Annotated in this window: 18 protein-coding genes, 2 tRNA genes and 3 pseudogenes; 5 read left to right on the plus strand and 18 right to left on the minus strand. The window is 67.7% G+C overall.

The annotated features are described in order from the left end of the window. Positions 1 to 53: 53 nt before the first annotated feature. From A5681_RS13875 to clpX, 7 genes and pseudogenes are all read right to left on the minus strand, one after another. A complete protein-coding gene (locus tag A5681_RS13875) occupies positions 54 to 1,310 on the minus strand; it encodes a saccharopine dehydrogenase family protein (protein WP_067275379.1) in 1,257 nt (418 codons plus the stop codon). A gap of 73 nt (positions 1,311 to 1,383) precedes the next feature. After that, positions 1,384 to 1,763, minus strand: a pseudogene (locus tag A5681_RS27725) (transglycosylase family protein). A gap of 982 nt (positions 1,764 to 2,745) precedes the next feature. Further along, complete coding sequence (gene mobA / locus A5681_RS13890; protein ID WP_067275392.1) at positions 2,746 to 3,351, minus strand: molybdenum cofactor guanylyltransferase; 606 nt, start codon at positions 3,349 to 3,351, stop codon at positions 2,746 to 2,748. 1 nt (position 3,352) lies between these two features. After that, a complete protein-coding gene (locus A5681_RS13895) occupies positions 3,353 to 4,444 on the minus strand; it encodes a 2-oxoacid:ferredoxin oxidoreductase subunit beta (RefSeq protein WP_067275394.1) in 1,092 nt (363 codons plus the stop codon). Then, complete coding sequence (locus A5681_RS13900; protein WP_156737973.1) at positions 4,441 to 6,420, minus strand: 2-oxoacid:acceptor oxidoreductase subunit alpha; 1,980 nt, start codon at positions 6,418 to 6,420, stop codon at positions 4,441 to 4,443. The genes A5681_RS13895 and A5681_RS13900 overlap by 4 nt, the downstream gene beginning before the upstream one ends. Before the next feature lie 232 nt (positions 6,421 to 6,652). Further along, on the minus strand, positions 6,653 to 7,906 hold the full coding sequence (locus A5681_RS13905) for an MFS transporter (RefSeq protein ID WP_067275400.1): 1,254 nt from the start codon (positions 7,904 to 7,906) through the stop codon (positions 6,653 to 6,655). A gap of 44 nt (positions 7,907 to 7,950) precedes the next feature. Beyond that, positions 7,951 to 9,231, minus strand: coding sequence for an ATP-dependent Clp protease ATP-binding subunit ClpX (gene clpX, locus A5681_RS13910; RefSeq protein WP_055400128.1), 1,281 nt, complete (start codon positions 9,229 to 9,231; stop codon positions 7,951 to 7,953). Between the two features lie 321 nt (positions 9,232 to 9,552). On the opposite strand from clpX, the gene mmuM reads away from it, so the two are divergent. Then, a complete protein-coding gene (mmuM, locus tag A5681_RS13915) occupies positions 9,553 to 10,434 on the plus strand; it encodes a homocysteine S-methyltransferase (RefSeq protein ID WP_197498599.1) in 882 nt (293 codons plus the stop codon). Between the two features lie 52 nt (positions 10,435 to 10,486). Here the strand turns inward: mmuM and clpP2 are convergent, their stop codons facing one another. The 4 genes from clpP2 to A5681_RS13935 all read right to left on the minus strand — a co-directional run bounded on the left by clpP2 (position 10,487) and on the right by A5681_RS13935 (position 13,369). Continuing rightward, complete coding sequence (gene clpP2 / locus A5681_RS13920) at positions 10,487 to 11,128, minus strand: ATP-dependent CLP protease proteolytic subunit ClpP2 (protein WP_067275408.1); 642 nt, start codon at positions 11,126 to 11,128, stop codon at positions 10,487 to 10,489. Then, positions 11,125 to 11,715: an ATP-dependent Clp protease proteolytic subunit gene (locus tag A5681_RS13925; RefSeq protein ID WP_067275410.1), complete on the minus strand. Its 591-nt coding sequence runs from the start codon at positions 11,713 to 11,715 to the stop codon at positions 11,125 to 11,127. The genes clpP2 and A5681_RS13925 overlap by 4 nt, the downstream gene beginning before the upstream one ends. Before the next feature lie 127 nt (positions 11,716 to 11,842). Beyond that, complete coding sequence (gene tig, locus A5681_RS13930; protein ID WP_067275412.1) at positions 11,843 to 13,228, minus strand: trigger factor; 1,386 nt, start codon at positions 13,226 to 13,228, stop codon at positions 11,843 to 11,845. Between the two features lie 64 nt (positions 13,229 to 13,292). Then, a tRNA-Pro gene (locus A5681_RS13935) sits at positions 13,293 to 13,369 on the minus strand. 148 nt (positions 13,370 to 13,517) lie between these two features. On the opposite strand from A5681_RS13935, the gene A5681_RS13940 reads away from it, so the two are divergent. After that, positions 13,518 to 13,588 (plus strand) — tRNA-Gly (locus A5681_RS13940). Positions 13,589 to 13,622: 34 nt separating this feature from the next. Then, positions 13,623 to 14,813: a serine hydrolase domain-containing protein gene (locus A5681_RS13945; RefSeq protein ID WP_067275414.1), complete on the plus strand. Its 1,191-nt coding sequence runs from the start codon at positions 13,623 to 13,625 to the stop codon at positions 14,811 to 14,813. 450 nt (positions 14,814 to 15,263) lie between these two features. Here the strand turns inward: A5681_RS13945 and A5681_RS13950 are convergent, their stop codons facing one another. The 3 genes from A5681_RS13950 to A5681_RS13960 form a co-directional block, all read right to left on the minus strand. After that, positions 15,264 to 16,064: an Fpg/Nei family DNA glycosylase gene (locus A5681_RS13950; RefSeq protein ID WP_067275417.1), complete on the minus strand. Its 801-nt coding sequence runs from the start codon at positions 16,062 to 16,064 to the stop codon at positions 15,264 to 15,266. A gap of 3 nt (positions 16,065 to 16,067) precedes the next feature. Further along, positions 16,068 to 16,547, minus strand: a complete 480-nt coding sequence (locus A5681_RS13955) for a ribose-5-phosphate isomerase (protein WP_067275435.1) — start codon at positions 16,545 to 16,547, stop codon at positions 16,068 to 16,070. A gap of 164 nt (positions 16,548 to 16,711) precedes the next feature. Further along, entirely contained in the window at positions 16,712 to 17,335 is a 624-nt protein-coding gene (locus A5681_RS13960) for a DsbA family protein (protein WP_067275421.1), read from the minus strand. A 105-nt stretch (positions 17,336 to 17,440) separates the two neighbouring features. Here A5681_RS13960 and pepN point away from each other — a divergent pair, with 105 nt between their 5' ends. After that, entirely contained in the window at positions 17,441 to 20,026 is a 2,586-nt protein-coding gene (gene pepN, locus A5681_RS13965) for an aminopeptidase N (RefSeq protein ID WP_067275425.1), read from the plus strand. On the opposite strand, the gene A5681_RS13970 is transcribed toward pepN, so the two are convergent. The 3 genes from A5681_RS13970 to A5681_RS13980 form a co-directional block, all read right to left on the minus strand. Next, a complete protein-coding gene (locus A5681_RS13970; protein ID WP_067275429.1) occupies positions 20,023 to 20,490 on the minus strand; it encodes a DUF5130 domain-containing protein in 468 nt (155 codons plus the stop codon). The genes pepN and A5681_RS13970 overlap by 4 nt on opposite strands. Beyond that, on the minus strand, positions 20,477 to 20,704 hold the full coding sequence (locus tag A5681_RS13975; protein ID WP_067275436.1) for a hypothetical protein: 228 nt from the start codon (positions 20,702 to 20,704) through the stop codon (positions 20,477 to 20,479). The genes A5681_RS13970 and A5681_RS13975 overlap by 14 nt, the downstream gene beginning before the upstream one ends. A 64-nt stretch (positions 20,705 to 20,768) precedes the next feature. Next, the gene (locus A5681_RS13980) at positions 20,769 to 21,350 is read right to left on the minus strand and encodes an HNH endonuclease (protein ID WP_331710651.1); all 582 of its coding nucleotides are present in this window, start codon (positions 21,348 to 21,350) and stop codon (positions 20,769 to 20,771) included. A 142-nt stretch (positions 21,351 to 21,492) separates the two neighbouring features. Here A5681_RS13980 and A5681_RS28060 point away from each other — a divergent pair. Further along, a pseudogene (locus A5681_RS28060) lies at positions 21,493 to 21,576 on the plus strand (HNH endonuclease); the annotation flags it as partial. Here the strand turns inward: A5681_RS28060 and A5681_RS27135 are convergent. Then, positions 21,561 to 21,638 (minus strand): annotated as a pseudogene (locus A5681_RS27135) (DUF5130 domain-containing protein); the annotation flags it as partial. The pseudogenes A5681_RS28060 and A5681_RS27135 overlap by 16 nt on opposite strands.

Raw genomic sequence — 21,638 nt, forward strand, 5'->3', positions numbered from 1 at the left:
GGGAGCGCCGTTCACCGCGATGTAAGTGCCCAAATCGCCGGTGAGTCAGCTCACTATGCGAGTCGGTCGACGTGCAGCGTCACACCCGCGGCGGGAAACCTGGCCAGCAGCGCGTCGCCCATGGTGGCCGCGGGAGTCAGGACGCCGCGCAGGTCGGTGAGCTTGTCGCGGTCGAAGGCCAGCGCAAGGCCACACTCCCCCAACAGCACGGAGGTCGCCTTGTAGCCGGGGTCTCCGCGCTGTTCCATGCGCGCCGCGTATCGGGCGCCGCTGGTTGTGGTGGTGTAGGTCTCGACGCGGTAGTGACCGCGCTCGCGGACCGCCGCGCTGGGGCCGGTGCCGGGCTTAGGGATGACGCGTTCCACCAGGCGGCGCGGCAGCAACTTGAAGTAGCGGCTGCCCAGCTCCAAGCTCGCGTTGCCCACGCCGCTCAGGACGGCGGATCCCACCGGCGCCAGGGGCGATGACCCCAGGCTCATGCTTTCGGTGTAACGGAACCGCCGGCCGTAGGCCCAGTCCAGTAACGCGTTGCTGCGCCGGACGATTCGGGTGTTGGCCGGCGCCATCATGAATCCGCCGGTCCACACGCCGGCCAGTTCGGGCGCGATGTCGCGACCACGTCGCCACGGCAGATCGGGCTGCCGGCCCAGCTCCGGTTCGGCGGCCCGATCGTCGCTCAGGGTGTAGGGGTCGGCCAGTTGGCGCCGGATATCGGGATCCCCGGAGGCGGCGTCGAAGACTTCCAGCAACGAGGCGATGGTGCCGCCGGACAGTCCACCCGAGAGGGAGCGCACGACGAAATCGGTCTGGGCAAGCTCGCCCGCGCCGTCGTCGCGCGCCGCAAGGTACAGCGCATACACCGTGAGATCCGAGGGGACGGAATCGAATCCGCACGCGTGCACGATGCGGGCTCCGGTGTCGGCGGCCTGCTTGTGGTACTCGTCGATGCTGTTGCGGATGAACGGCGGTTCGCCGGTCAGGTCCGCGTAATCGGTGCCCGCCGCGGCGCAGGCGGCCACCAGCGGCAGCCCGTAGCGGGTGTACGGGCCGACCGTGGTGATCACGACCTGGGTGCGGGCCGCCATCGCGTTCAGCGACGACGGCGACGAGGCGTCGGCGGCGACCAACGGCCAGGCTTGCGCCGGCTCGCCCAGCGTGTCGCGGACCGCCCGCAGCCGCTCGGTTGACCTGCCGGCCAGCGCCACCCGCGTACCCGGACCCGTCCGTGCCAGGTATTCGGCGGTCAACTTCCCGACGAAGCCGGTCGCCCCGTACAACACGATGTCGAATTCGCGCGGCGTTGCGGTCACGGGCCCGACGCTACCGGACCCGCAGATAAGTAATGCCGGGCCCGAGGCCCGGCATTACTTATTGATGCGTTGGTCAGCCGCGGCGCCCGCAGACCGGCCACGCGCCGATGCCCTGCGAGTGCAGCACGTTCTCGGCGACCCGGATCTGCTCCTCGCGGCTGGCGCCGGCGGGGGAACCGCTGCCGCCATTGGCGCGCCAGGTGCTCGGGGTGAACTGCAGCCCACCAGAGAAGCCGTTGCCCGTGCTGATCGACCAGTTACCACCGGACTCGCACTGCGCGATGGCGTCCCAGTTCACGCTGTACGCCCGGACCGGCGGGGGCGCGTCGGGGCACCGACGGGCGCCACGTTCGGGTCGAAGCCCGTCGGCTCCGCGGTGGCGGTGGCCGAAGGGATGGTCACGAGGGTGCCCGTGACCGCGGCGAGAACGAGCGTCTTGCGGACGTTCTTCAATATCTTTCCTTTCGCGGTGCGCGCGCGCCAAAGCAAGCCCACGGGGGTGGGCTGACGGTGTTGGTTGGTGCGGAAACCTGCTTCGGACCGTGCCGGCTTGTCCTGGCACGACAGCGGTGGGCTCGATTCGCCCGGCGGCTGCTGCCGCCGGCCACGGACGGGACTTCGCCGTCCGCGGCCCCGCTCACACGCGGGTCCGTGATTCTGTTTTCAGTTACTCTTCCGTAACCCGTTGCGGGCTAACAGGGACCGTACGAGACCCAGCCGCATTCGTCATCTTCGGAAAACGGACATCTCGTTTCGGTAACGGGGTGATCACAGCGCAATCCCGACGTCATTTTTGCAGGTCAGCCGAATGATTCCGCCGAGTACCCCACAATCGCAAATGCTTTCAGATCGTGAGCCGAATCACGCCCATTTTGTGAACTGGCGCACGTATTTGCGCTAGAGCGTTCGGGCCATGTGGAGCTACCGAACGCGCGTCCGCCGCCGCGAAGCGGCGTACCCTACAACAAGTTCCGCGTGTTCGCCATGCGCCACGCCCGACGGTGGAAACGAATTGCCTTGTGCTACTTGGCTAACTTGCGTCGTTCTAATAGCACGGCGCGGGCGAGCCGCGGGTGCGGTGGGTCTGGCTGAGTTATCTTTCCCTACAACACTTTTCGGCATCTGCCAACGACATCAAAAGCGCAGCCGCCAGGGCGGAGCGGCTGGGAGCGGCGGGGGTCTAGTCAACCCGGTCAATTTGCTGCCGGCGTATGGCATTTCGGCCCATGTGAGGCCGACGGGCGCACCGCCGCGCCTGTGAGCCGTTCTCTGAATAACGGAATATGCGGTCCCACAACAGATCACGGGGAGCGCCGGAATGGCACACGCCATCGGGCGGTCATTGTTTCGGGCGGAAAGCAGAACCCGACTATCGCCGAATTCATTCACCAATTCTCGCGCGATTGAGCCGCTACCCACTCAGGCGCGGAGCGTGTCAGCCGCGGGACTGCGCCAGGGCGCGCAGCTCCGCGTCGCTGTTGACGTTGGTCAGCGATCGCGAATCCGACGTCACGATGCGCTGGGCATCTGATGCGTCCACCAGGGCCCGCATCTTGCGCTCGCCGGCGGCCACCAACGCGTCCGCGCGGTCGGCCAGGTCGGTCCGGTACACCGCGGCAAGGTAGTGGTCCTGGCCGTCCCACGGCAGCACGACTTCCGCGCCGGTCTCCAGCGCCCGGCGGGCCAGATCGTCGATGAGTTCGACTGCGAGGAAAGGCATGTCGACGGCGCAGACGAAGGCGAGCCGGGCCCCGGCGTCAGCCGCCGCGCGCAGCGCCCGCCCCGTCGCCGGCAGCGGACCAAGCCCGCGTAGTTCGTCGCGCATCACCCGGGCCTGCAGTTCGGGGAGCGGCTGGCCCTGGGCGGCCATGACGAGCACCGGGTCACAACGCTGGTGGAGGACACCCACGACGTGCTCGACCATCGTGGCCGCGCCGGAACCGACGGACGGGGGTACCGGGAGGTTGGCCTTGTCGCGGCCCATGCGTTGCGATGCGCCGCCGGCCAGGACGACCCCGGCCAGAGAAATCGTTTCGCTCACGTCAGTCGACGGTCCAGGTGTCGCGGCCACGCAGCAATGATTGCAGAGCGGCGTCGTCGAACGGCTTCGAGGCCCGCGCGGCCTGCACCTGGGAGCGCGCCGCGTCGTCGTAGGTGGGCCGGCTGACGTCCCGGAAGATGCCGAGCACGGTGTGATCGAGGTTCTGATCGGACAGGCGGGACAGCGCGAACGCGTAGGCCGAGTCGTCGGTGTGCGCGTCGTGCACCATGATCTCGTCGACGGACACGTCGGCGGTCTTGGCGAACTCGAGACCGAAACCGGACTTCACGACGCAGTATTCGCCGTCGGCGCCGAAGGTGATCGGCTCACCGTGGCGGATGTTGATCACCCGCTCCTCGGCACCCTCCTTGCGCAGCACGTCGAAGGATCCGTCGTTGAAAATTGGGCAGTCCTGCAGGATTTCGACCACGGCGGCGCCGCGGTGCTCGGCCGCGGCGCGCAACACCTCGGTGAGCCCATTGCGGTCGGAGTCCAGGGCGCGGCCGACAAACGTCGCCTCGGCGCCCAGCGCCAGCGAGACCGGGTTGAACGGGTGGTCGAGCGACCCCATGGGGGTCGACTTGGTCACCTTGCCGACCTCCGACGTGGGTGAGTACTGGCCCTTGGTCAGCCCGTAGATCCGGTTGTTGAACAGCAGGATCGTGATGTTGACGTTGCGGCGCAGCGCGTGGATCAGGTGGTTGCCGCCGATCGACAGCGCGTCGCCATCACCGGTGACCACCCACACCGACAGGTCCTCGCGGGCCAGGGCCAGTCCGGTGGCAATCGCCGGCGCGCGGCCGTGGATCGAGTGGAAGCCGTAGGTCTCCAGGTAGTACGGGAAGCGGCTCGAGCAGCCGATGCCGCTGACGAACACGATGTTCTCGCGGCGCAGTCCGAGCTCCGGCAGGAAGTTGCGAATGGTGTTGAGGATGACGTAGTCACCGCAGCCGGGGCACCAGCGCACCTCTTGATCGCTGGTGAAGTCCTTGCCCTTCTGCGGCTGATCCGTGGTGGGCACGCCGTCGTTCTTCTTCAACCTCGGCGTCAGCCCGAGGTCGGCGCCCGCCAGGTTTCCCATCAGGTCGGTCATTCGATAGCTCCCGCTCCAACCGTTGCTGCCGCCATTCTGGCGACCATGGTCTTGTCTTGCTCGATTTCGGCCAGCGTGCCGCCGATCGCGGCGCGGATGACGCGCCCGATCTCGTCCGCCAGGAACGCGACACCCTGGACCTTGCTGACCGATTGCACGTCGACCAGGTACTTGCCACGGAGCAACAGCGCCAGCTGGCCAAGGTTCATCTCCGGGCACACCACCATCGGGTAGCGCCGCAACACCTCGCCCAGGTTCGCCGGGAACGGGTTCAGGTAGCGCAGGTGCGCGTGCGCCACCTTGACGCCCTTGCGCCGCGCGCGCCGGCAGGCCTCACCGATCGGGCCATACGAGCTGCCCCAACCAATCAGCAGCAACTCGGCGTCCCCGGTCGGGTCGTCGACCTCGAGATCGGGAACCGAGATGCCGTCAATCTTGGCCTGCCGCAACCGAACCATGAGGTCGTGGTTGACCGGCTCGTAGGAGATGGCGCCCGAACCGTTCGCGGCCTCCAGGCCACCGATGCGGTGCTCCAGGCCGGGGGTCCCGGGAACGGCGAATTGGCGAGCGAGCGTCTCGGGGTCGCGGTTGTACGGCTGAAAGGGCTCGTCGGGCTTGGCGAAGACGTGCTTGATCGGCTGCAGCGTGCCGACGTCCGGAATCCGCCACGGCTCCGAACCGTTGGCGATCGCACCGTCGGACAACAGGATCACCGGCGTGTGGTACGAGACGGCGATGCGCACGGCCTCGATCGCGGTTTCGAAGCAGTCGGACGGCGAGCGCGGCGCCAGCACGGCAACCGGCGACTCCCCGTTGCGGCCGTACAACGCCTGCAGCAGGTCGGCCTGCTCGGTCTTGGTCGGCAGGCCGGTCGAGGGGCCGCCGCGCTGAACGTCGATGACCAGCAACGGCAATTCGGTCATCACCGCAAGACCCAGCGCCTCGGACTTGAGCGAAATGCCGGGACCGGAGGTGCTCGTCACGCCGAGGGCGCCGCCGTACGAGGCGCCGATCGCGGCGCAGATGCCGCCGATCTCGTCCTCGGCCTGGAAGGTGATCACGTTGAAGTTCTTGTGCTTGGACAGCTCGTGCAGGATGTCCGACGCCGGCGTGATCGGGTAACTGCCGAGCACCACCTGAATGCCGGCGAGCTGACCCGCCGCGACGATGCCGTAGGCCATCGCGGTGTTGCCGGAGATCTGGCGGTATTCACCGGACGGCAGCGTCGCCCGCGAAACCTCGTAGGTGGTGCCGAACGCCTCGGTCGTCTCGCCGTAGTTCCAGCCCGCCTTGAGGGCCAACACATTTGCTTCCGCGATGTCGGGCTTGCGGGCGAACTTCTCCCGGATGAACTTCTCGCTGGTCTCGATCGGACGGCCGTACATCCAGGACAGCAGGCCGAGCGCGAACATGTTCTTGGCGCGCTGGCCGTCCTTCTTCGACGCGCCGATCGCCTCCACGGCGCCGAGCGTCAGGGTGGTCATGGCGACGGAATGCACGACGTAGTCGGACAACTCGTCGGACTCGAGGGGGTTCGTGACGTAACCCACCTTGGTGAGATTGCGCTTGGTGAACTCGTCGGAGTTCGCGATCACCATGCCGCCGCGGGGCAGGTCGCCGATGTTGGCCTTGAGCGCCGCCGGGTTCATCGCGACGAGCACGTCCGGGCGGTCACCGGCGGTCAGGATGTCGTAGTCGGCGATCTGGATCTGGAAGGACGAGACGCCGGGCAGGGTGCCTGCGGGGGCACGGATTTCGGCCGGATAGTTCGGCTGGGTCGCCAGGTCGTTACCGAAAAGCGCTGCCTCGGATGTGAACCGGTCGCCGGTCAGCTGCATGCCGTCGCCGGAGTCGCCGGCGAAGCGAATGACGACTTGTTCCAGGCGCTGACGGTCGGATCCGTTCCGGCGAGCTGCCCCGCCCCGGGACGACTCGTTGTGAGAATCAGATGCGGCTCCGCTGCCGTTCGGATCCACGTATCCGCCTTCCATTCGTTATCCGGAGAGGCACTTCGCTGGAGTTTTAGGTTACGCGCCAAAGGAGTGGCGTCCCGCGCCCTCGAGCTTGTGTGTCACTGCAAGTACCAATTATGGCACTTCTCTAAGGGGTGTATGAGCGTCTCTGGTGCATTACAGATCAAAGGTTCAGTGTAAAAAGCCGAAGTCAGGGCGGGAATGACGCGGCCCCGGTGAAAAACTGTGTTATTGGTCACGTCGGCGAGGCGGCAACACCGAGTTCCTTTGGCGCCGTTTCCGGCATCGCGAACAGGTACAGAATCAGGCCGGCGGCGGCGAGCGTTCCCAGGAAGGCGAAGGCGGCGTTGTAGCCCGCGGCCACCACGATCCAGCCCGCGACGAGGTTCGACACCGAGGCGCCTATCCCGGTCGCGGCGGTCACCGCGCCCAGGCTGACGTTGAACCGGCCGCTGCCGTGCGTGACGTCCTGGACCACGAGGGGAAACAGCGCGCCGAACACGCCGGCCCCGACGCCGTCCAGCAGCTGCACGCCGACCAACCAGTACGGGTTGGGAGACAGCGTGTAGAGGAATCCGCGGGCGGCCAGGACCGCGAAGCCGACCAGGAAGATCGGCTTGCGTCCCCACGAATCGGCCTTGGCCCCGGCCAGGTAGGCCACCGGCACCATGACCACCTGCGCGGCCACGATGCAGCCGGCCATCAGCGCGGTGCCGACGTCCTTGTTGTGCAGCGCCAGCAGCTGGCCGACCAGCGGCAGCATCGCCGCATTGGCGAAATGGAAGGCGATAACGGTCGCGGCGAAGATCATCAGCGTGCGGTTGTGCAGCAGCGCCGCGAGCCGAGACGGTGTCGCGTGCGGCCCGCCCGGCACGTGGTCCATGCCCCGCGCGACGTCGTGGTCGATCGCGTCGCCCGGAATCCGCAGCACCGCAAGCACACTGGTGGCCGCCATCACCGCGAGCACCCAGAACACCACCACCGGCCCGAAGAAGTAGGCCAATCCGCCCGTGATGGCGGCTGCGGACGCGTTGCCCGCGTGGTTGAACGACTCGTTGCGTCCGATCCGGCGGGAGAAGGCTCTGGGCCCCACGACACCCAGCGTGATCGCGGCCAGAGCCGGGGCGAAAACCGAGCCGGCGATGCCGGTCAGGGCCTGCAGCACCGAGATCGAGTACAGGCCCGGGAACAACGGCATGGCCAACGAACCGACGGTGACGGTCAAGGCGCCACCGATGATCAGCGCCCGCTTTGCCGTGGTCCGGTCCACCAAGGCGCCCGCCGGCGCCTGCGCGACGATCGCCCCGATCCCCCCGACCGCCATGACGAACCCGATCGACGCCTGGTCCCAGTGGTGGGCCAGCAGCAGGTAAATCGACAGGTAGGGGCCCAGCCCGTCGCGCACATCGGCGAGCAGGAAGTTGAGCAGGTCCAGCGCGCGAGTCAGCCGGCGCGGTACGGCGGTGTCGGTCTCAGCGGCGGCCGGCATGGGGGTTTATTACCCAAATGCGCGGCCGCTCGACCGCGGGGAAGTCAGGCGCTCTTGTCCCGACGCTCGGTGCGCGACGGCTTGCGCGGCACGATCGTCGGCAGCACGTTGTCCTGCACGGTCTCCTTGGTCACCACGACCTTGGCGACGTCGTCGCGGCTCGGGATGTCATACATCACCGGCAACAGGACCTCTTCCATGATGGCCCGCAGACCGCGGGCGCCCGTGCCGCGGTGGATGGCCTGGTCGGCGATCGCCTCCAGCGCGTCGTCGGTGAACTCGAGCTCGACGCCGTCCATCTCGAACAGCCGGGTGTACTGCTTGACCAAGGCGTTCTTCGGCTCGGACAGAATCTTGACCAACGACTCGCGGTCCAGGTTGGTCACCGAGGCGACCACCGGCAACCGGCCGATGAATTCGGGGATCAGGCCGAACTTGATCAGGTCTTCGGGCATGACCTCGGCGAAGTGATCGGTGGTGTCGATCTCGGCCTTGGAGCGCACCTCGGCGCCGAAACCCAGGCCCCGCTTGCCGACGCGCTCGTAGATGATCTTCTCCAGGCCGGCGAACGCCCCCGCGACGATGAACAGCACGTTGGTGGTGTCGATCTGGATGAACTCCTGGTGCGGGTGCTTGCGGCCGCCCTGGGGGGGAACCGACGCCTGCGTGCCCTCCAGGATCTTCAGCAGGGCCTGCTGCACGCCCTCGCCGGAGACGTCGCGGGTGATCGACGGGTTCTCGCTCTTGCGGGCGATCTTGTCCACCTCGTCGATGTAGATGATGCCGGTTTCGGCCCGTTTGACGTCGTAGTCGGCGGCCTGAATGAGTTTGAGCAGAATGTTTTCCACGTCCTCACCAACGTAGCCGGCTTCGGTCAGCGCGGTGGCGTCGGCGATCGCGAACGGCACGTTGAGCATCTTGGCGAGCGTCTGGGCCAGGTAGGTCTTGCCGCAGCCGGTGGGGCCGAGCATCAGGATGTTGGACTTGGTCAGCTCGACCGGCTCATGCCGGGAGTCACGACCCTTCTCCCCCGCCTGAATCCGCTTGTAGTGGTTGTAGACGGCGACGGCCAGCGTCCGCTTGGCGGTGTCCTGCCCAATGACATAGCCCTCCAAGAACTCCCGGATTTCAACGGGCTTGGGCAATTCATCGAGTTTGACGTCGTCGGCGTCGGCGAGCTCCTCTTCGATGATCTCGTTGCAGAGGTCGATGCACTCATCGCAGATGTACACACCGGGACCAGCAATGAGCTTCTTGACCTGCTTTTGGCTCTTCCCGCAGAACGAGCACTTCAGCAGGTCACCGCCGTCTCCGATGCGCGCCATGTTGCTGAGGGCCTACTTCCTTTTCGCCGTTCGTCTAGCTGTGCCGCATGTATCCCCCGACGCTACCCGCTAGATCGGGCCCGACGCGACCATTAGGGCCGAATCGCGTCGGTGGTATTCATGCGTGTTCGTCTTGATGAAACATATAGCCAGACGGCGCCCGTCACTCGCGAAAGACGCGCTTTGCGTGTCTTTGGCGTGTCGCGGTCGTTACCCGACCGAGGCTGGTGCGCCGACCGATTCCCATTTCCGCCGGGGATACCGGCCCCGGATAAGCCCGGGCAGATCCCCAAGAAATCACCCTACAGTGGCCGGGTGGGATTGGCTCTGATCAGCGGATCGGTACTGATCAGCGATGGTGGTCTGGCCACGCAGCTGCAGGCGCGCGGTCACGACCTGTCCGACGCGTTGTGGTCGGCGAGGCTGTTGGCGGACGATCCGGGGGAGATCGTCGCCGTGCACACGGGCTATTACCGCGCCGGCGCCAAGATCGCGACGACGGCGAGCTATCAGGCGTCGTTCGAGGGTTTCGCCTCCCGCGGCATCGGCCGAGATCAGGCCGCCGGGCTGCTGCGCCGCAGCGTCGAGCTGGCGAAGACCGCCCGTGCCGGGGCGGGGGCGGGCGGGCTTCTCGTCGCCGCGTCGGTCGGCCCGTACGGCGCGGCGCTGGCCGACGGATCGGAGTACCGGGGGCGCTACGGGCTGTCGGTGGCGGCTCTGCGGCGATGGCACCGGCCCCGGCTGGAGGTCCTGGCCGCCGCCGGCGCCGACGTGCTGGCGTGTGAGACCGTGCCCGACGTCGACGAGGCCGAGGCGCTGGTCGACCTGGTCGCCTCGGTCGGCGCACCGGCCTGGCTGAGCTACACCATCGACGGCACCAGGACCCGGGCCGGGCAACCGCTGGCGGAGGCGTTTGCCGTCGCCGCCGGGGTGCCGGAGATCGTCGCCGTCGGCGTCAACTGCTGTGCGCCCGAGGACGTCCTGCCGGCGATCGAGATCGCCACGGCCGCCGGTAAGCCGGTGATCGTCTACCCGAACAGCGGCGAGCGTTGGGACGGACGGGACTGGGTCGGGCCGCGCACCTTCTCCGCGGCGCTCGCCACGCAATGGGTGGCGGCCGGGGCGAGCATCATCGGCGGCTGCTGCCGCGTGGGGCCGGCTGACATCGCCGAGGTGACGAGCGTGTTGCCGATCGTGCTCTGAGGGCGGTAAATCGGCTGAAATCTCGCCATGAGAGCACGTTCGGCGAGGAGACTTAGGCGGTCTGCGCGGAGAGCTTCCGGTATTCCAGCACCGTGTCGATGATCCCGTAGTCCTTGGCCTCTTCGGCGGTCAGGATCTTGTCCCGGTCGGTGTCCTTGCGGACCGTCGCGGCGTCCTTGCCGGTGTGGCGGGCCAGCGTCGTCTCCATCAACGTGCGCATCCGCTCGATCTCGGCGGCCTGGATCTCCAGGTCGGAGAACTGGCCCTGGATCACGCCCTGCAGCGACGGCTGGTGGATCAACACCCGGGCGTTGGGCAGCGCCATCCGCTTGCCGGGAGTCCCCGCGGCCAGCAGCACCGCCGCGGCGGAGGCGGCCTGCCCCAGGCACACCGTCTGGATATCGGCGCGCACGTACTGCATGGTGTCGTAAATCGCCATCAGCGAGGTGAAGCCGCCGCCGGGCGAGTTGATGTACATCGTGATGTCACGGTCGGGGTCCAGCGACTCCAACACCAGCAGCTGCGCCATGATGTCGTTCGCCGACGCGTCGTCGACCTGGACGCCGAGGAAGATGATGCGCTCCTCGAACAGCTTGTTGTAGGGGTTGGACTCCTTGACGCCGAAGCTCGAGTGCTCGATGAACGACGGCAGGATGTAGCGCGCCTGCGGCTGGATGGGGTGCTGGGTGCTCACTGGGCTTCTCCGTTGGTGATGTGGGCGGCGCGGGTGATGATGTGGTCGACGAATCCGTATTCGAGGGCCTCCTGGGCGGTGAACCAGCGGTCGCGGTCGGAATCGGCCTCGATGCGTTCGATCGACTGCCCCGTGAATTCGGCGTTCAGCCGGAACATTTCCTTCTTGATGACGTGGAATTGCTCGGCCTGGATGGCGATGTCGGCCGCGCTGCCCGTCACCCCGCCCAGCGGCTGGTGCATCAGGATGCGCGCGTGGGGCAGCGCGAAGCGCTTGCCCTTGGTGCCGGCCGCGAGCAGGAACTCGCCCATCGAGGCCGCCATGCCCATCGCGTAGGTGGCGATGTCGCAGGGCGCCAGCACCATCGTGTCGTAGATGGCCATGCCGGCGCTGATCGATCCGCCCGGCGAGTTGATGTAGAGCGAGATGTCTTTGTCGGAATCCTCGGCGGCGAGCAACAGGATCTGCGCGCACAGCCGGTTGGCGACCTCGTCGTTCACCTCCGAACCCAGGAAGATGATGCGCTCGGAGAGCAAGCGCTCATAGACCGAGTCCGTGAGGTTGAGCCCCTGCGAGGGCGAACGCATGTCAGACACGACTGGATTACCTGCTTTCTCGAGTTCTTCTATTCACCGACACTAACCAACCGAGCCCACTGTTTCGCGCCCACGCTCCCCCTCAATCGGGCGCTTTCGCTCACAGCGTCAAGACCGGTCACTCCGCCTCGTCGTCGGAGCCTTCGGTTTCCAGGTCCTCCGCCGCGGCGTCCTCGGCGTCGGAACGCTTGCCGAAGAACTCATCGGTGTCGATGGTGTTGCCGTCGGTGTCGGTGACCGTCGCCGCGCGCACCACCTCGGCGATGGCCAGCCCGCGCCGCACGTCCGCGAACATCGCCGGCAGCTGGTTGTTCTCCTGCAGGTAGCCCAGCAGCTGCTGCGGCTCGATCCCGTACTGCCGAGACGTCGCCACCAACCGCTCGGTCAGATCGTCCTGGCCGACCTGCACCTCGAGCTGGTCGGCCAGCGCGTCCAGCAGGAGCTGCCTCCTGACATCCGTCTCCGCGGCGGTGCGCGTCTCGGTCTCGAACTCTTCGCGCGTCTTGCCCTGCCCGGCGAGCGCCTCTTCCAGCCTGGCTTCGTCGTGGTCGAGGCCGTGCAGCGCGCCGTGAATGGTGCTGTCGTATTGCGCCTGGACGATCGCCTCGGGGAGCGGCACGTCGACCTGCTCGAGGAGCGTGTCCAGCGCGGCGTTCCGGATCTGGTCGGCCTGCTGGGCGCGCTTGACCCGCGCCACCTGGTCGCGCAGGTTGGACCGCAGCTCGTCGATGGTGTCGAACTCGCTGGCCAATTGGGCGAACTCGTCGTCGGGCTCGGGGAGCTCGCGCTGCTTGATCGACTTGACCGTGACCGTCACCTGCGCGTCCCGCCCGGCGTGGTCGCCGGCCGCCAGCTGCGCGGTGAACTCTCGGGACTCGTCCACCGACAGACCGATCAGGGCGTCGTCGAGGCCCGCGATCAGCCGGCCCGACCCGACCTCGTGGGACAGACCCTCCGCGGACGCCCCCGGCACCTCCTCGCCGTCGATGGTGGCCGACAGGTCGATCGAGACGAAATCACCGTCGGCGACGGGCCGGTCGACCCCGGTCAGGGTGCCGAACCGGGCGCGCAGCGACTCCAATTCGGCGTCGACGTCGTCGTCACTGACCTCGACGGGATCCACCGAGATCGTCAGCGCGCTCAGGTCGGGAAGCTCGATCTTCGGGCGGACGTCGACCTCGGCGGTGAACGCGAGCTCCTGGCCGTACTCCTTCTTGGTCACCTCGATCTCGGGCTGGCCGAGGGGCTGAACTTCCGACTCCACAACGGCCTGCCCGTAGCGCGCGGGCAACGCCTCGTTGACGACCTGGTCGAGCAACGCCTCCCGGCCGAACCGGGCCTCCAGCAACTTCGCCGGCGCCTTGCCGGGGCGGAAACCGGGCAGCCGGACCTGCTTGGCCAGCTCGCGGTAGGCGCGCTGGAAGTCGGGCTCGAGTTCGGCGAACGGCACCTCCACGTTGATGCGGACCCGGGTGGGGCTCAGCTGCTCGATGGTGCTCTTCACGGGGGTGCTCCTCGGTGGTCGTTCCTGGCGTTCGGTGGCCGTGTGCATGCGGCACGGGTCGTGCTGGTCGGGGTGACAGGATTTGAACCTGCGGCCTTCCGCTCCCAAAGCGGATGCGCTACCAAGCTGCGCTACACCCCGCGCTGACCTCGATGATCCTAAGGCCCCGCAGGGCCGGGTTGGCCACAGGCTTCGCGACGAACTCGCAGACCCTCACGGAGCGATCACAAGACCGCGTCGATTAGATTTGATCCTCGTCGACAGCTACAGTCACGCTCGACTAACACATGCGGGCGTAGCTCAATGGTAGAGCCCTAGTCTTCCAAACTAGCTACGCGGGTTCGATTCCCGTCGCCCGCTCTGGATCGAAGGATCTGCTCCAAAGAAAGGCGCCATGAGCGACCTAAAAACGGACGCGGCTATCCACGGCTCATGCGCGTCGGAATTCGTCGGAGTGCGCGACGCTTTCCAGCGCAATTTCTTCGACGGCGACGAAGTCGGCGCGGCCGTCGCCGTGTGGGTCGACGGCACCCTTGTCGTCAACCTCTGGGGCGGCTGGGCCGACGCCGCCCGCACCCGGCCCTGGCGCCAAGACACCCTGACCACGGTGTTGTCCGGCACCAAGGGCCTGTCGGCAACGTGCGTCCACCAGCTGGCCGACCGCGGCGAACTGGACCTGCAGGCACCGGTGGCCCACTACTGGCCCGAGTTCGGGCAGGCGGGCAAACAAGACATTACGTTGGCGATGGTGATGAGCCACCGCTCCGGGGTGATCGGGCCGCGCACCCGGCTGCGCTGGGAGGACGTAGCCGACTGGGATTTCGTCTGCACACAGCTGGCCGCCGCCGAACCCTATTGGGAGCCGGGAACCGCCCAGGGCTATCACATGACCACCTTCGGGTTCATCCTCGGCGAGGTGTTCCGGCGGGTCACCGGCCGCACCATCGGCCAGTACCTGCGCACCGAGATCGCCGAACCGTTCGGCGCCGACGTCCACATCGGTTTGTCGCTGGCCGAACAACGCCGCTGCGCCGAGCGGGTCAACAAGCCGCACGCCCGCGACCTGTTGGCCGACGCGCAAGCCCCCGGCTACCCGAGCAGCCTCACCGAACATCCCAAGGCCGCGTTGTCGATCTCGATGGGCTTCGCCCCCGACGACGAGCTCGGGTCGCACGACCTGCAACTGTGGCGCGAACTCGAATTCCCCGGGACCAACGGGCAGGTGTCGGCCCTGGGCTTGGCGACGTTCTACAACGCGCTGGCGCAGGAGAAGGTCCTCAGCCGCGAGCACATGGACCGGGTGCGGGAGTGTCAGGGCGGGCTGGACACCGACCTGGTGCTGGGCCCGCGGGTGGCCGACCATGGGTGGGGCCTGGGCTACATGCTCAACCAGCGGTGCGTCAACGGGCCCAACCCGCGGATCTTCGGCCACGGCGGGCTCGGAGGTTCCTTCGGTTTCGTCGATCTGGAACACCGGATCGGCTACGCGTACGTGATGAACCGCTTCGACGCCACCAAAGCCAACGCGGACCCGCGCAGCCTCGCCTTGAGCAACGAGGTCTACGCGGCGCTCGGAGTGATCTAGGACCCATGAAAACGCGCCCCGCCGGTCACGGCAGGGCGCGTTTCGGTTGCGCGGATCAGGGGTGCCAGCCGGGCGGCCCGGGCGGCCCCGGCGGACCCCATGGCCCAGGAGGCCCCGGCGGACCCCAGCCGGGGGGCGGCGGCCCCGGGTGTCCCCACCCCGGAGGTCCCGGCGGTCCGCCGCGCCAGTCGTGGCAGTTGTTCCAGTCCCAGTTGTTACCCCAGCCCGGATCCCAGAACTCACCCGGGCACCACTGCGGGAAGGGTCCGGGATGCGCTGCCGCTTCGGTCGCGACGCCCAAGCCCGCCAGCCCCAACCCGCCAATCGCGAGAGCCGTTGCGGCCAAACGAGGAATTGTTTTCATAACCTAACCAATACCCCGGTGGCCGCCGAGCCTAAACAGTAGACGCGAACGTTTCTTGAAGAAAAGTCCCGCCGATGGCGGCGGCATCACTTCTGGCAGGTGGGGCACCAGAACACGTTGCGGCCTTCCAAGACGGCCGTGCGGATCGAGTCGCCGCAGACCCGGCAGGCCTCGCCGGCGCGCCGGTACACGTAGGTCCTGGGCCGCCCGGCCCGGTACGACGGCGGCCCGTGGTCGTGCTCAGGCCGCACGACCACGATCTTGCCGCGGCGGAAGCCGACCTTCATCAGCTCCACCAGATCGGTCCACGCCGCATCGAACTCCGCTTCGCCGATGTCTCGGCCGGGGCGAAACGGATCGATGTTGTGGCGGTAGAGCAGCTCGTTGCGGTAGACGTTGCCCACGCCGGCGACGATGGTCTGATCCATCAACAGGGCGCCGATGGGCCTGCGGGACTTCGTGATTCGGTTCCATGCCCAAGACGGGTCGGCGTCGTTGCGCAGCGGGTCGGGGCCGAGCTTGGCGAGCACGTCGGAGACCTGACCCTCGTCGATCACCTCGCAGACGGTCGGTCCGCGCAAGTCGGTGCCGTAGTCGGCGCCGACCATGCGCATCCGTACCTGCCCGACCGGTTCCGGAAGGACCGCTCCCTCGCGTGGCCATTCGGTGAAGGCGCCGTACAGGCCGAGGTGGACGTGCACGATCGGCCCGCCGTCGTAGTGGTGGAAGAGATGTTTGCCCCAGACACTGGTGCGGCGTAGCACGCGGCCGTCCACCACGGCCGAGTCGGCGAATCGGCCCTGCGGGCTCGACACCGCCACGGGCGCGCCGCCGAACCGGCGTTGGTGCAGCCGGGCCAGCCGGTGCAGGGTATGCCCTTCGGGCATGGCTTACGCCGGCGCGCCGGGCACCGGCGGCGCCTGGTGGGTGCGTTCGTATTCGGCGAGGATGTCGATACGGCGTTGGTGGCGTTCGGCTTTCGACCATTGCGCGCTCAGGAAGGCGTCGACGATGGCCAACGCCTCCTCGACGGTGTGCATGCGGCCGCCGATCCCGATCAACTGGGCGTTGTTGTGCTCGCGGGCCAGCGTCGCCGTCTCGACGCTCCACGCCAGCGCGCAGCGTGCCCCGGGGACCTTGTTGGCCGCGATCTGCTCACCGTTGCCCGACCCGCCCAGCACGATGCCCAGGCTGTCCGGGTCGGCCACCGTGCGGGTCGCCGCGGCGATGCAGAAAGCCGGGTAGTCGTCCTCGGCGTCATAGGTGAAGGCGCCGCAATCGATCGGCTCGTGCCCGGCCCCTTCGAGGTGGGCGATGATCTGCTGCTTGAGCTCGAATCCGGCGTGGTCAGAGCCGAGGTAGACGCGCATGCCCGCCATCCTTGCATGCCGGGGTCGTTTGGACCCCCCAGGCGTCCGGCCGTTCAGTGCGACGCGACGGCTTTGCGGGTGCGGTGGGGCCCCGTGACACGCGGGGCGCGGGGCCGCCCTCGCACAACACCCAAAGCCGCGGTGTCACAACCGCCGCCCGACGCCTAGTCGAATTCGGGCTTCTCGGTGCGGGTCCGCTTGAGTTCGAAGAAGTGCGGATAGGACGCGAAGGTCACCGACGCGTCCCACAGCTTGCCGGCCTCCTCGCCGCGGGGGATCTTCGAGAGCACCGGGCCGAAGAACGCCACACCGTTGACGTGGATGGTCGGCGTGCCGACGTCGTCGCCGACCGCGTCCATGCCGGCGTGGTGGCTCTTGCGCAGGGCGTCGTCGTAGGCCTCGCTGGTGGCGGCCTCGGCGAGTTCCGCCGGCAGTCCGGCGTCGGCCAGCGACAGCTTGATGACCTCTTCGAGGTTCTTGTTGTCCTCGTTATGAATCCGGGTGCCCATCGCCGTGTACAGCGGGTCCAGCACCCCGGCCCCGTGCGCCTGCTCGGCGGCGATCGCCACCCGCACCGGCCCCCATGCGTGCTTCATCATCTCGCGATACCTGTCGGGCAGCCCTTCGCGGTTCTCGTTGAGGATCGCCAGGCTCATGACGTGGAAGTGCACGTCGATGTCGCGGACCTTCTCCACCTCGAGGATCCAGCGCGACGTGATCCAGCACCAGGGGCACAGCGGATCGAACCAGAAATCGGCTTGGTCTTTCCCGGCAGCCGTGTCAGGCATAGTGCAATCCTCTCGTCGGTCAACACACCGTCCAGCACAACCGTAGGCGCCCCGCCCCTGTTCCCACAGTGCCCGCGACGGGGACCGGGGACGTAAGTTGGACGCGTGGCCCTTCCTAACCTCACCCGGGACCAGGCCGTCGAACGCGCCGCCCTGATCACCGTCGACAGCTACCGGATCCAGCTCGATGTCACCGACGGCAACGGAAACCCGGGCGAACGCACCTTCCGGTCCACGACCACCGTGGTGTTCGACGCGCTGCCGGGCGCCGACACCTACATCGACCTCGCGGCCGATACGGTGCGCGCCGCTACCCTCAACGGCCGCCAATTGGATGTGTCCGGATACGACGAATCGACCGGGATCCCGTTGCTCGGCCTCGAGAAGCGCAACGTCCTGGAGATCGACGCGGACTGCCGCTACTCCAACACCGGTGAGGGCCTGCACCACTTCGTCGACCCGGTCGACAACGAAACGTATCTGTACTCCCAATTCGAAACCGCCGACGCCAAGCGGATGTTCGCCTGTTTCGACCAGCCCGACCTCAAGGCGACGTTCGACCTGCGGGTGATTGCGCCCAAGCACTGGAAGGTGATCTCCAACGGCGCGACGGTCTCCGTGGAGGACGGCACGCACACATTCGCCACCACCCCGAGGATGAGCACCTACCTGGTGGCCTTGATCGCCGGCCCGTACGCGGAGTGGAAAGACACGTACACCGACGAACACGGGGAGATCCCGCTGGGCATCTTCTGCCGGGAATCCTTGGCGCGCCACATGGACGCCGAGCGGCTGTTCACCCAAACCAAACAGGGATTCGGTTTCTACCACAAGAACTTTGGGCTGCCGTATGCGTTCGGCAAATACGATCAGCTCTTCGTTCCCGAATTCAACGCCGGCGCAATGGAAAACGCGGGGGCGGTCACCTTCCTGGAGGACTACGTCTTTCGCAGCAAGGTCACCCGGGCCTCCTACGAACGGCGCGCCGAGACAGTGCTGCACGAGATGGCGCACATGTGGTTCGGGGACCTGGTCACGATGACCTGGTGGGACGACCTGTGGCTCAACGAGTCGTTCGCGACGTTCGCGTCGGTGCTCTGCCAGGCGGAGGCCACCGAATTCACCGAGGCCTGGACGACTTTCGCCACCGTCGAGAAATCGTGGGCGTATCGCCAGGACCAACTGCCCTCGACGCATCCGATCGCCGCCGACATCCCCGACCTGGCGGCGGTCGAGGTGAACTTCGACGGCATCACCTACGCCAAGGGCGCCTCCGTCCTCAAGCAGCTCGTCGCCTACGTCGGGCTGGAGCATTTCCTGGCCGGGCTGCCCGACTACTTCCGCAGACACGCGTTCGGCAACGCCACCTTCGACGACCTGGTCGCCGCGCTGGAGAAGGCGTCGGGCCGCGACCTGTCCGACTGGGGGCAGCAGTGGTTGAAGACGACCGGCCTGAACACACTGCGGCCGGATTTCGACGTCGACGCCGGCGGCAAATTCACCCGGTTCGCGGTGACCCAGAGCGGCGCCGCCCCGGGGGCCGGCGAGACGAGGGTGCACCGGCTGGCGATCGGAATCTACGACGACGACGGCTCCGGTGGAGCCGGCAAGCTGGTGCGCGTGCGGCGGGAGGAACTCGACGTCGAGGGCGCCGTCACGGAAGTGCCTGCGCTGGTTGGTGTTTCACGCGGGCAGCTGGTCCTGGTCAACGATGACGACCTGACGTATTGCTCGCTGCGGCTGGACGGCGAGTCGCTGCAGACCGCGCTGGCCCGCATCGCCGATATCGCCGAGCCGCTACCGCGGTCTCTGGTGTGGTCGGCGGCGTGGGAGATGACGCGCGAGGCCGAACTGCGCGCCCGTGACTTCGTGGCGCTGGTCTCGGGCGGCGTGCACGCCGAAACCGAGGTGGGCGTTGCGCAGCGGCTGCTGCTGCAGGCGCAGACGGCGCTGGCCTCCTACGCCGAGCCGGCGTGGGCGCAGCAGCACGGGTGGCCGCAGTTCGCCGACCGGCTGCTGGAGCTGGCCCGCGCAGCCGAGCCCGGCTCGGATCATCAGCTCGCCTTCGTCAACAGCCTGTGCTCATCGGTGCTCTCGACCCGCCACGTCGTGACGCTGGCGAACCTGCTCGACCACGACCCGGCGGATCTCGGGTTGGCCGGCCTCGAGATCGATACCGACCTGCGCTGGCGCATCGTGACCGCGCTGGCCAGCGCCGGCGAGATCGACGCCGACGGGCCCGCGACACCCTTCATCGACGCGGAGGTGCAGCGCGACCCCACGGCCGCCGGCAAGCGGCACGGGGCCCAAGCGGCGACGGCGCGGCCGCAACAGCAGGTGAAGGAGGCGGCCTGGACCACGGTGATCGAGGACGACACCCTGGCCAACATCACGGCCCGCTCCATCATCGCGGGCTTCGCCCCGCCCGGCCAGCATCACCTGCTCGCACCGTTCACGGATCGCTACTTCGAGGCGATCCCGGGCGTGTGGGATCGGCGGTCCAGCGAAGTCGCGCAAACGGTGGTGATCGGCCTGTACCCCCACTGGAACATCAGCGAGGCCGGCATCGCGGCTGCCGACAAGTTCCTCTCCGACCCGGAGGTGCCGCCGGCGTTGCGGCGCCTGGTGCTCGAAGGCCAGGCCGGGGTGAAGCGGGCCCTGCGGGCCCGCACATTCGACGCGGCCGACTAGGCCGGGGAGATTCCCGCGCTCATGACGCGGATCGCGCTGACCAGCCCGTCGACCAGGTCACCGCGCTCAAACGCCGAGGACGCGGCGGCGACGCCCAGCGGCGCCGACGACTCGGCGCCGCGGCCGCGGACCTGCGAGCCGTACACGACCTCGATGACCTTCTGGTCGGGCGAGACGGCCAACAGCACGGCGTCGTCCGGCGTGGGCACCTTGGCCAGGATCTCGCGCGCACGCGCGGCGGTGTCGGTGCCCAAGTCGCCGAGGTAGATGGCGAAGCGGGCCTTCGATGCCCGCGAGCCGAACTTCAGCGCGTCGTCAATGGCGACGAGATCCTTGGTCGGGAACGGAAAATGAACCGACAGCTCGCCGGGCTCGGTGACCCCGGAGAGTCGCCCGCTGGTGGTGATCACCCAGCCCTTGGGCAGCTCGTCCGGCTCGATCGTCGCTACCTCACCACGTGCCACTGGCGCCACCTCCGACTGAGAATCCATGTCCGCCGTGCCCACCGTGCGCGTGGCCGACGTCTTCGTCCGTGGCCGCCCACAGGATCGGCGGGTGCGTCCACTTCTCCCCCAGCTTGTAGGTCGCCGGGTGCGGTCCCTTGTGGGACCAGATCAGCAGCGCCAGGACGACCACCAGCAGCAACGGTATCCCGATGAAGTACAGGTGAATCTGCAGAAGGCTCACGACGAAAACCGTATCTCACGCGCCGATTCCTCGGCACACTCGGACACGAGATTGGTCAGGCCGCGCCTTCGCCGAGGTAGCGCGCCCAGGCCGGATCGAGCTCCTTGACCGTCGACAGCAGCCGCCAGTGCTGGCCCGTGGGCGGCAGCGGCGTCCGGCGCAGCGCCCAACCGAGTTCGGTCAACAGCTTGTCGCCCTTGCGGTGGTTGCATGTCGAGCAGCACGCCACACAGTTCTCCCAGGAGTGGTCGCCACCGCGGCTGCGGGGCACCACGTGGTCGACCGTGTCGGCCTTCGCCCCGCAGTAGGCGCAGGAGAACCGGTCCCGGTGCATCAGCGCGGCGCGGGTCATCGGGACCCTGGCCCGGTAGGGGACGCGCACATAGGACCGCAGCTGGATCACCGAGGGCACGACGATCGAGCTGGTGGCCGAGTGGATCACGGGCCCGGCCGGGTCGTGGTGCACCACGTCGGCCTTCCCGCAGATCACCATCACGATGGCCCGCCGCATCGGCAGGGCGGTCAGCGGCTCGTAGGTGGAGTTCAGCAGCAGCACCCGCCGGCGGCTCCACACGGACGCGTGGAAGGTGTCGGCACCGCCGACGGCGTCATAGAAGGACTGAGGCTCGGAATCCATCGCCTCCATTTTGGTCCATCGCGGCGGCGCCGCGCCGCGCCGGGCCGCCGATGCGCCCGGTGTTCACCCGCGCGACATGCCGTTCACCTGCAATAGGGGTGCGATTGGCGGCGAATCATGGTGGACTATCCGCGGAGGATCTATGGCGCAGGGCAAAAGACGCCGCAGCCACCGCAGTTCCGGTGCCGCGGCAGGGTTAACCGGGCCCCCAACCGCGTCGTCAATGGCGACGAGATCCTTGGTCGGGAACGGAAAATGAACCGACAGCTCGCCGGGCTCGGTGACCAC

It is taken from the genome of Mycobacterium scrofulaceum, assembly GCF_001667885.1.
GTDB classification, from domain to species: Bacteria; Actinomycetota; Actinomycetes; order Mycobacteriales; family Mycobacteriaceae; genus Mycobacterium; species Mycobacterium scrofulaceum_C.

Bases quoted from the DNA above. Each gene is read 5' to 3' on its own strand.
- A5681_RS13895 (WP_067275394.1), bottom strand. From the start codon at position 4,444: ATGACCGACCTGATGGGAAACCTGGCGGGCGCCGACCTCGGGCTGACG.
- A5681_RS13905 (WP_067275400.1), bottom strand. From the start codon at position 7,906: ATGCCGGCCGCCGCTGAGACCGACACCGCCGTACCGCGCCGGCTGACT.
- clpX (WP_055400128.1), bottom strand. From the start codon at position 9,231: ATGGCGCGCATCGGAGACGGCGGTGACCTGCTGAAGTGCTCGTTCTGC.
- A5681_RS13925 (WP_067275410.1), bottom strand. From the start codon at position 11,715: ATGCGTTCGCCCTCGCAGGGGCTCAACCTCACGGACTCGGTCTATGAG.
- A5681_RS13945 (WP_067275414.1), top strand. From the start codon at position 13,623: ATGAGCGACCTAAAAACGGACGCGGCTATCCACGGCTCATGCGCGTCG.
- A5681_RS13950 (WP_067275417.1), bottom strand. From the start codon at position 16,064: ATGCCCGAAGGGCATACCCTGCACCGGCTGGCCCGGCTGCACCAACGC.
- A5681_RS13955 (WP_067275435.1), bottom strand. From the start codon at position 16,547: ATGCGCGTCTACCTCGGCTCTGACCACGCCGGATTCGAGCTCAAGCAG.
- A5681_RS13960 (WP_067275421.1), bottom strand. From the start codon at position 17,335: ATGCCTGACACGGCTGCCGGGAAAGACCAAGCCGATTTCTGGTTCGAT.
- A5681_RS13980 (WP_331710651.1), bottom strand. From the start codon at position 21,350: ATGGATTCCGAGCCTCAGTCCTTCTATGACGCCGTCGGCGGTGCCGAC.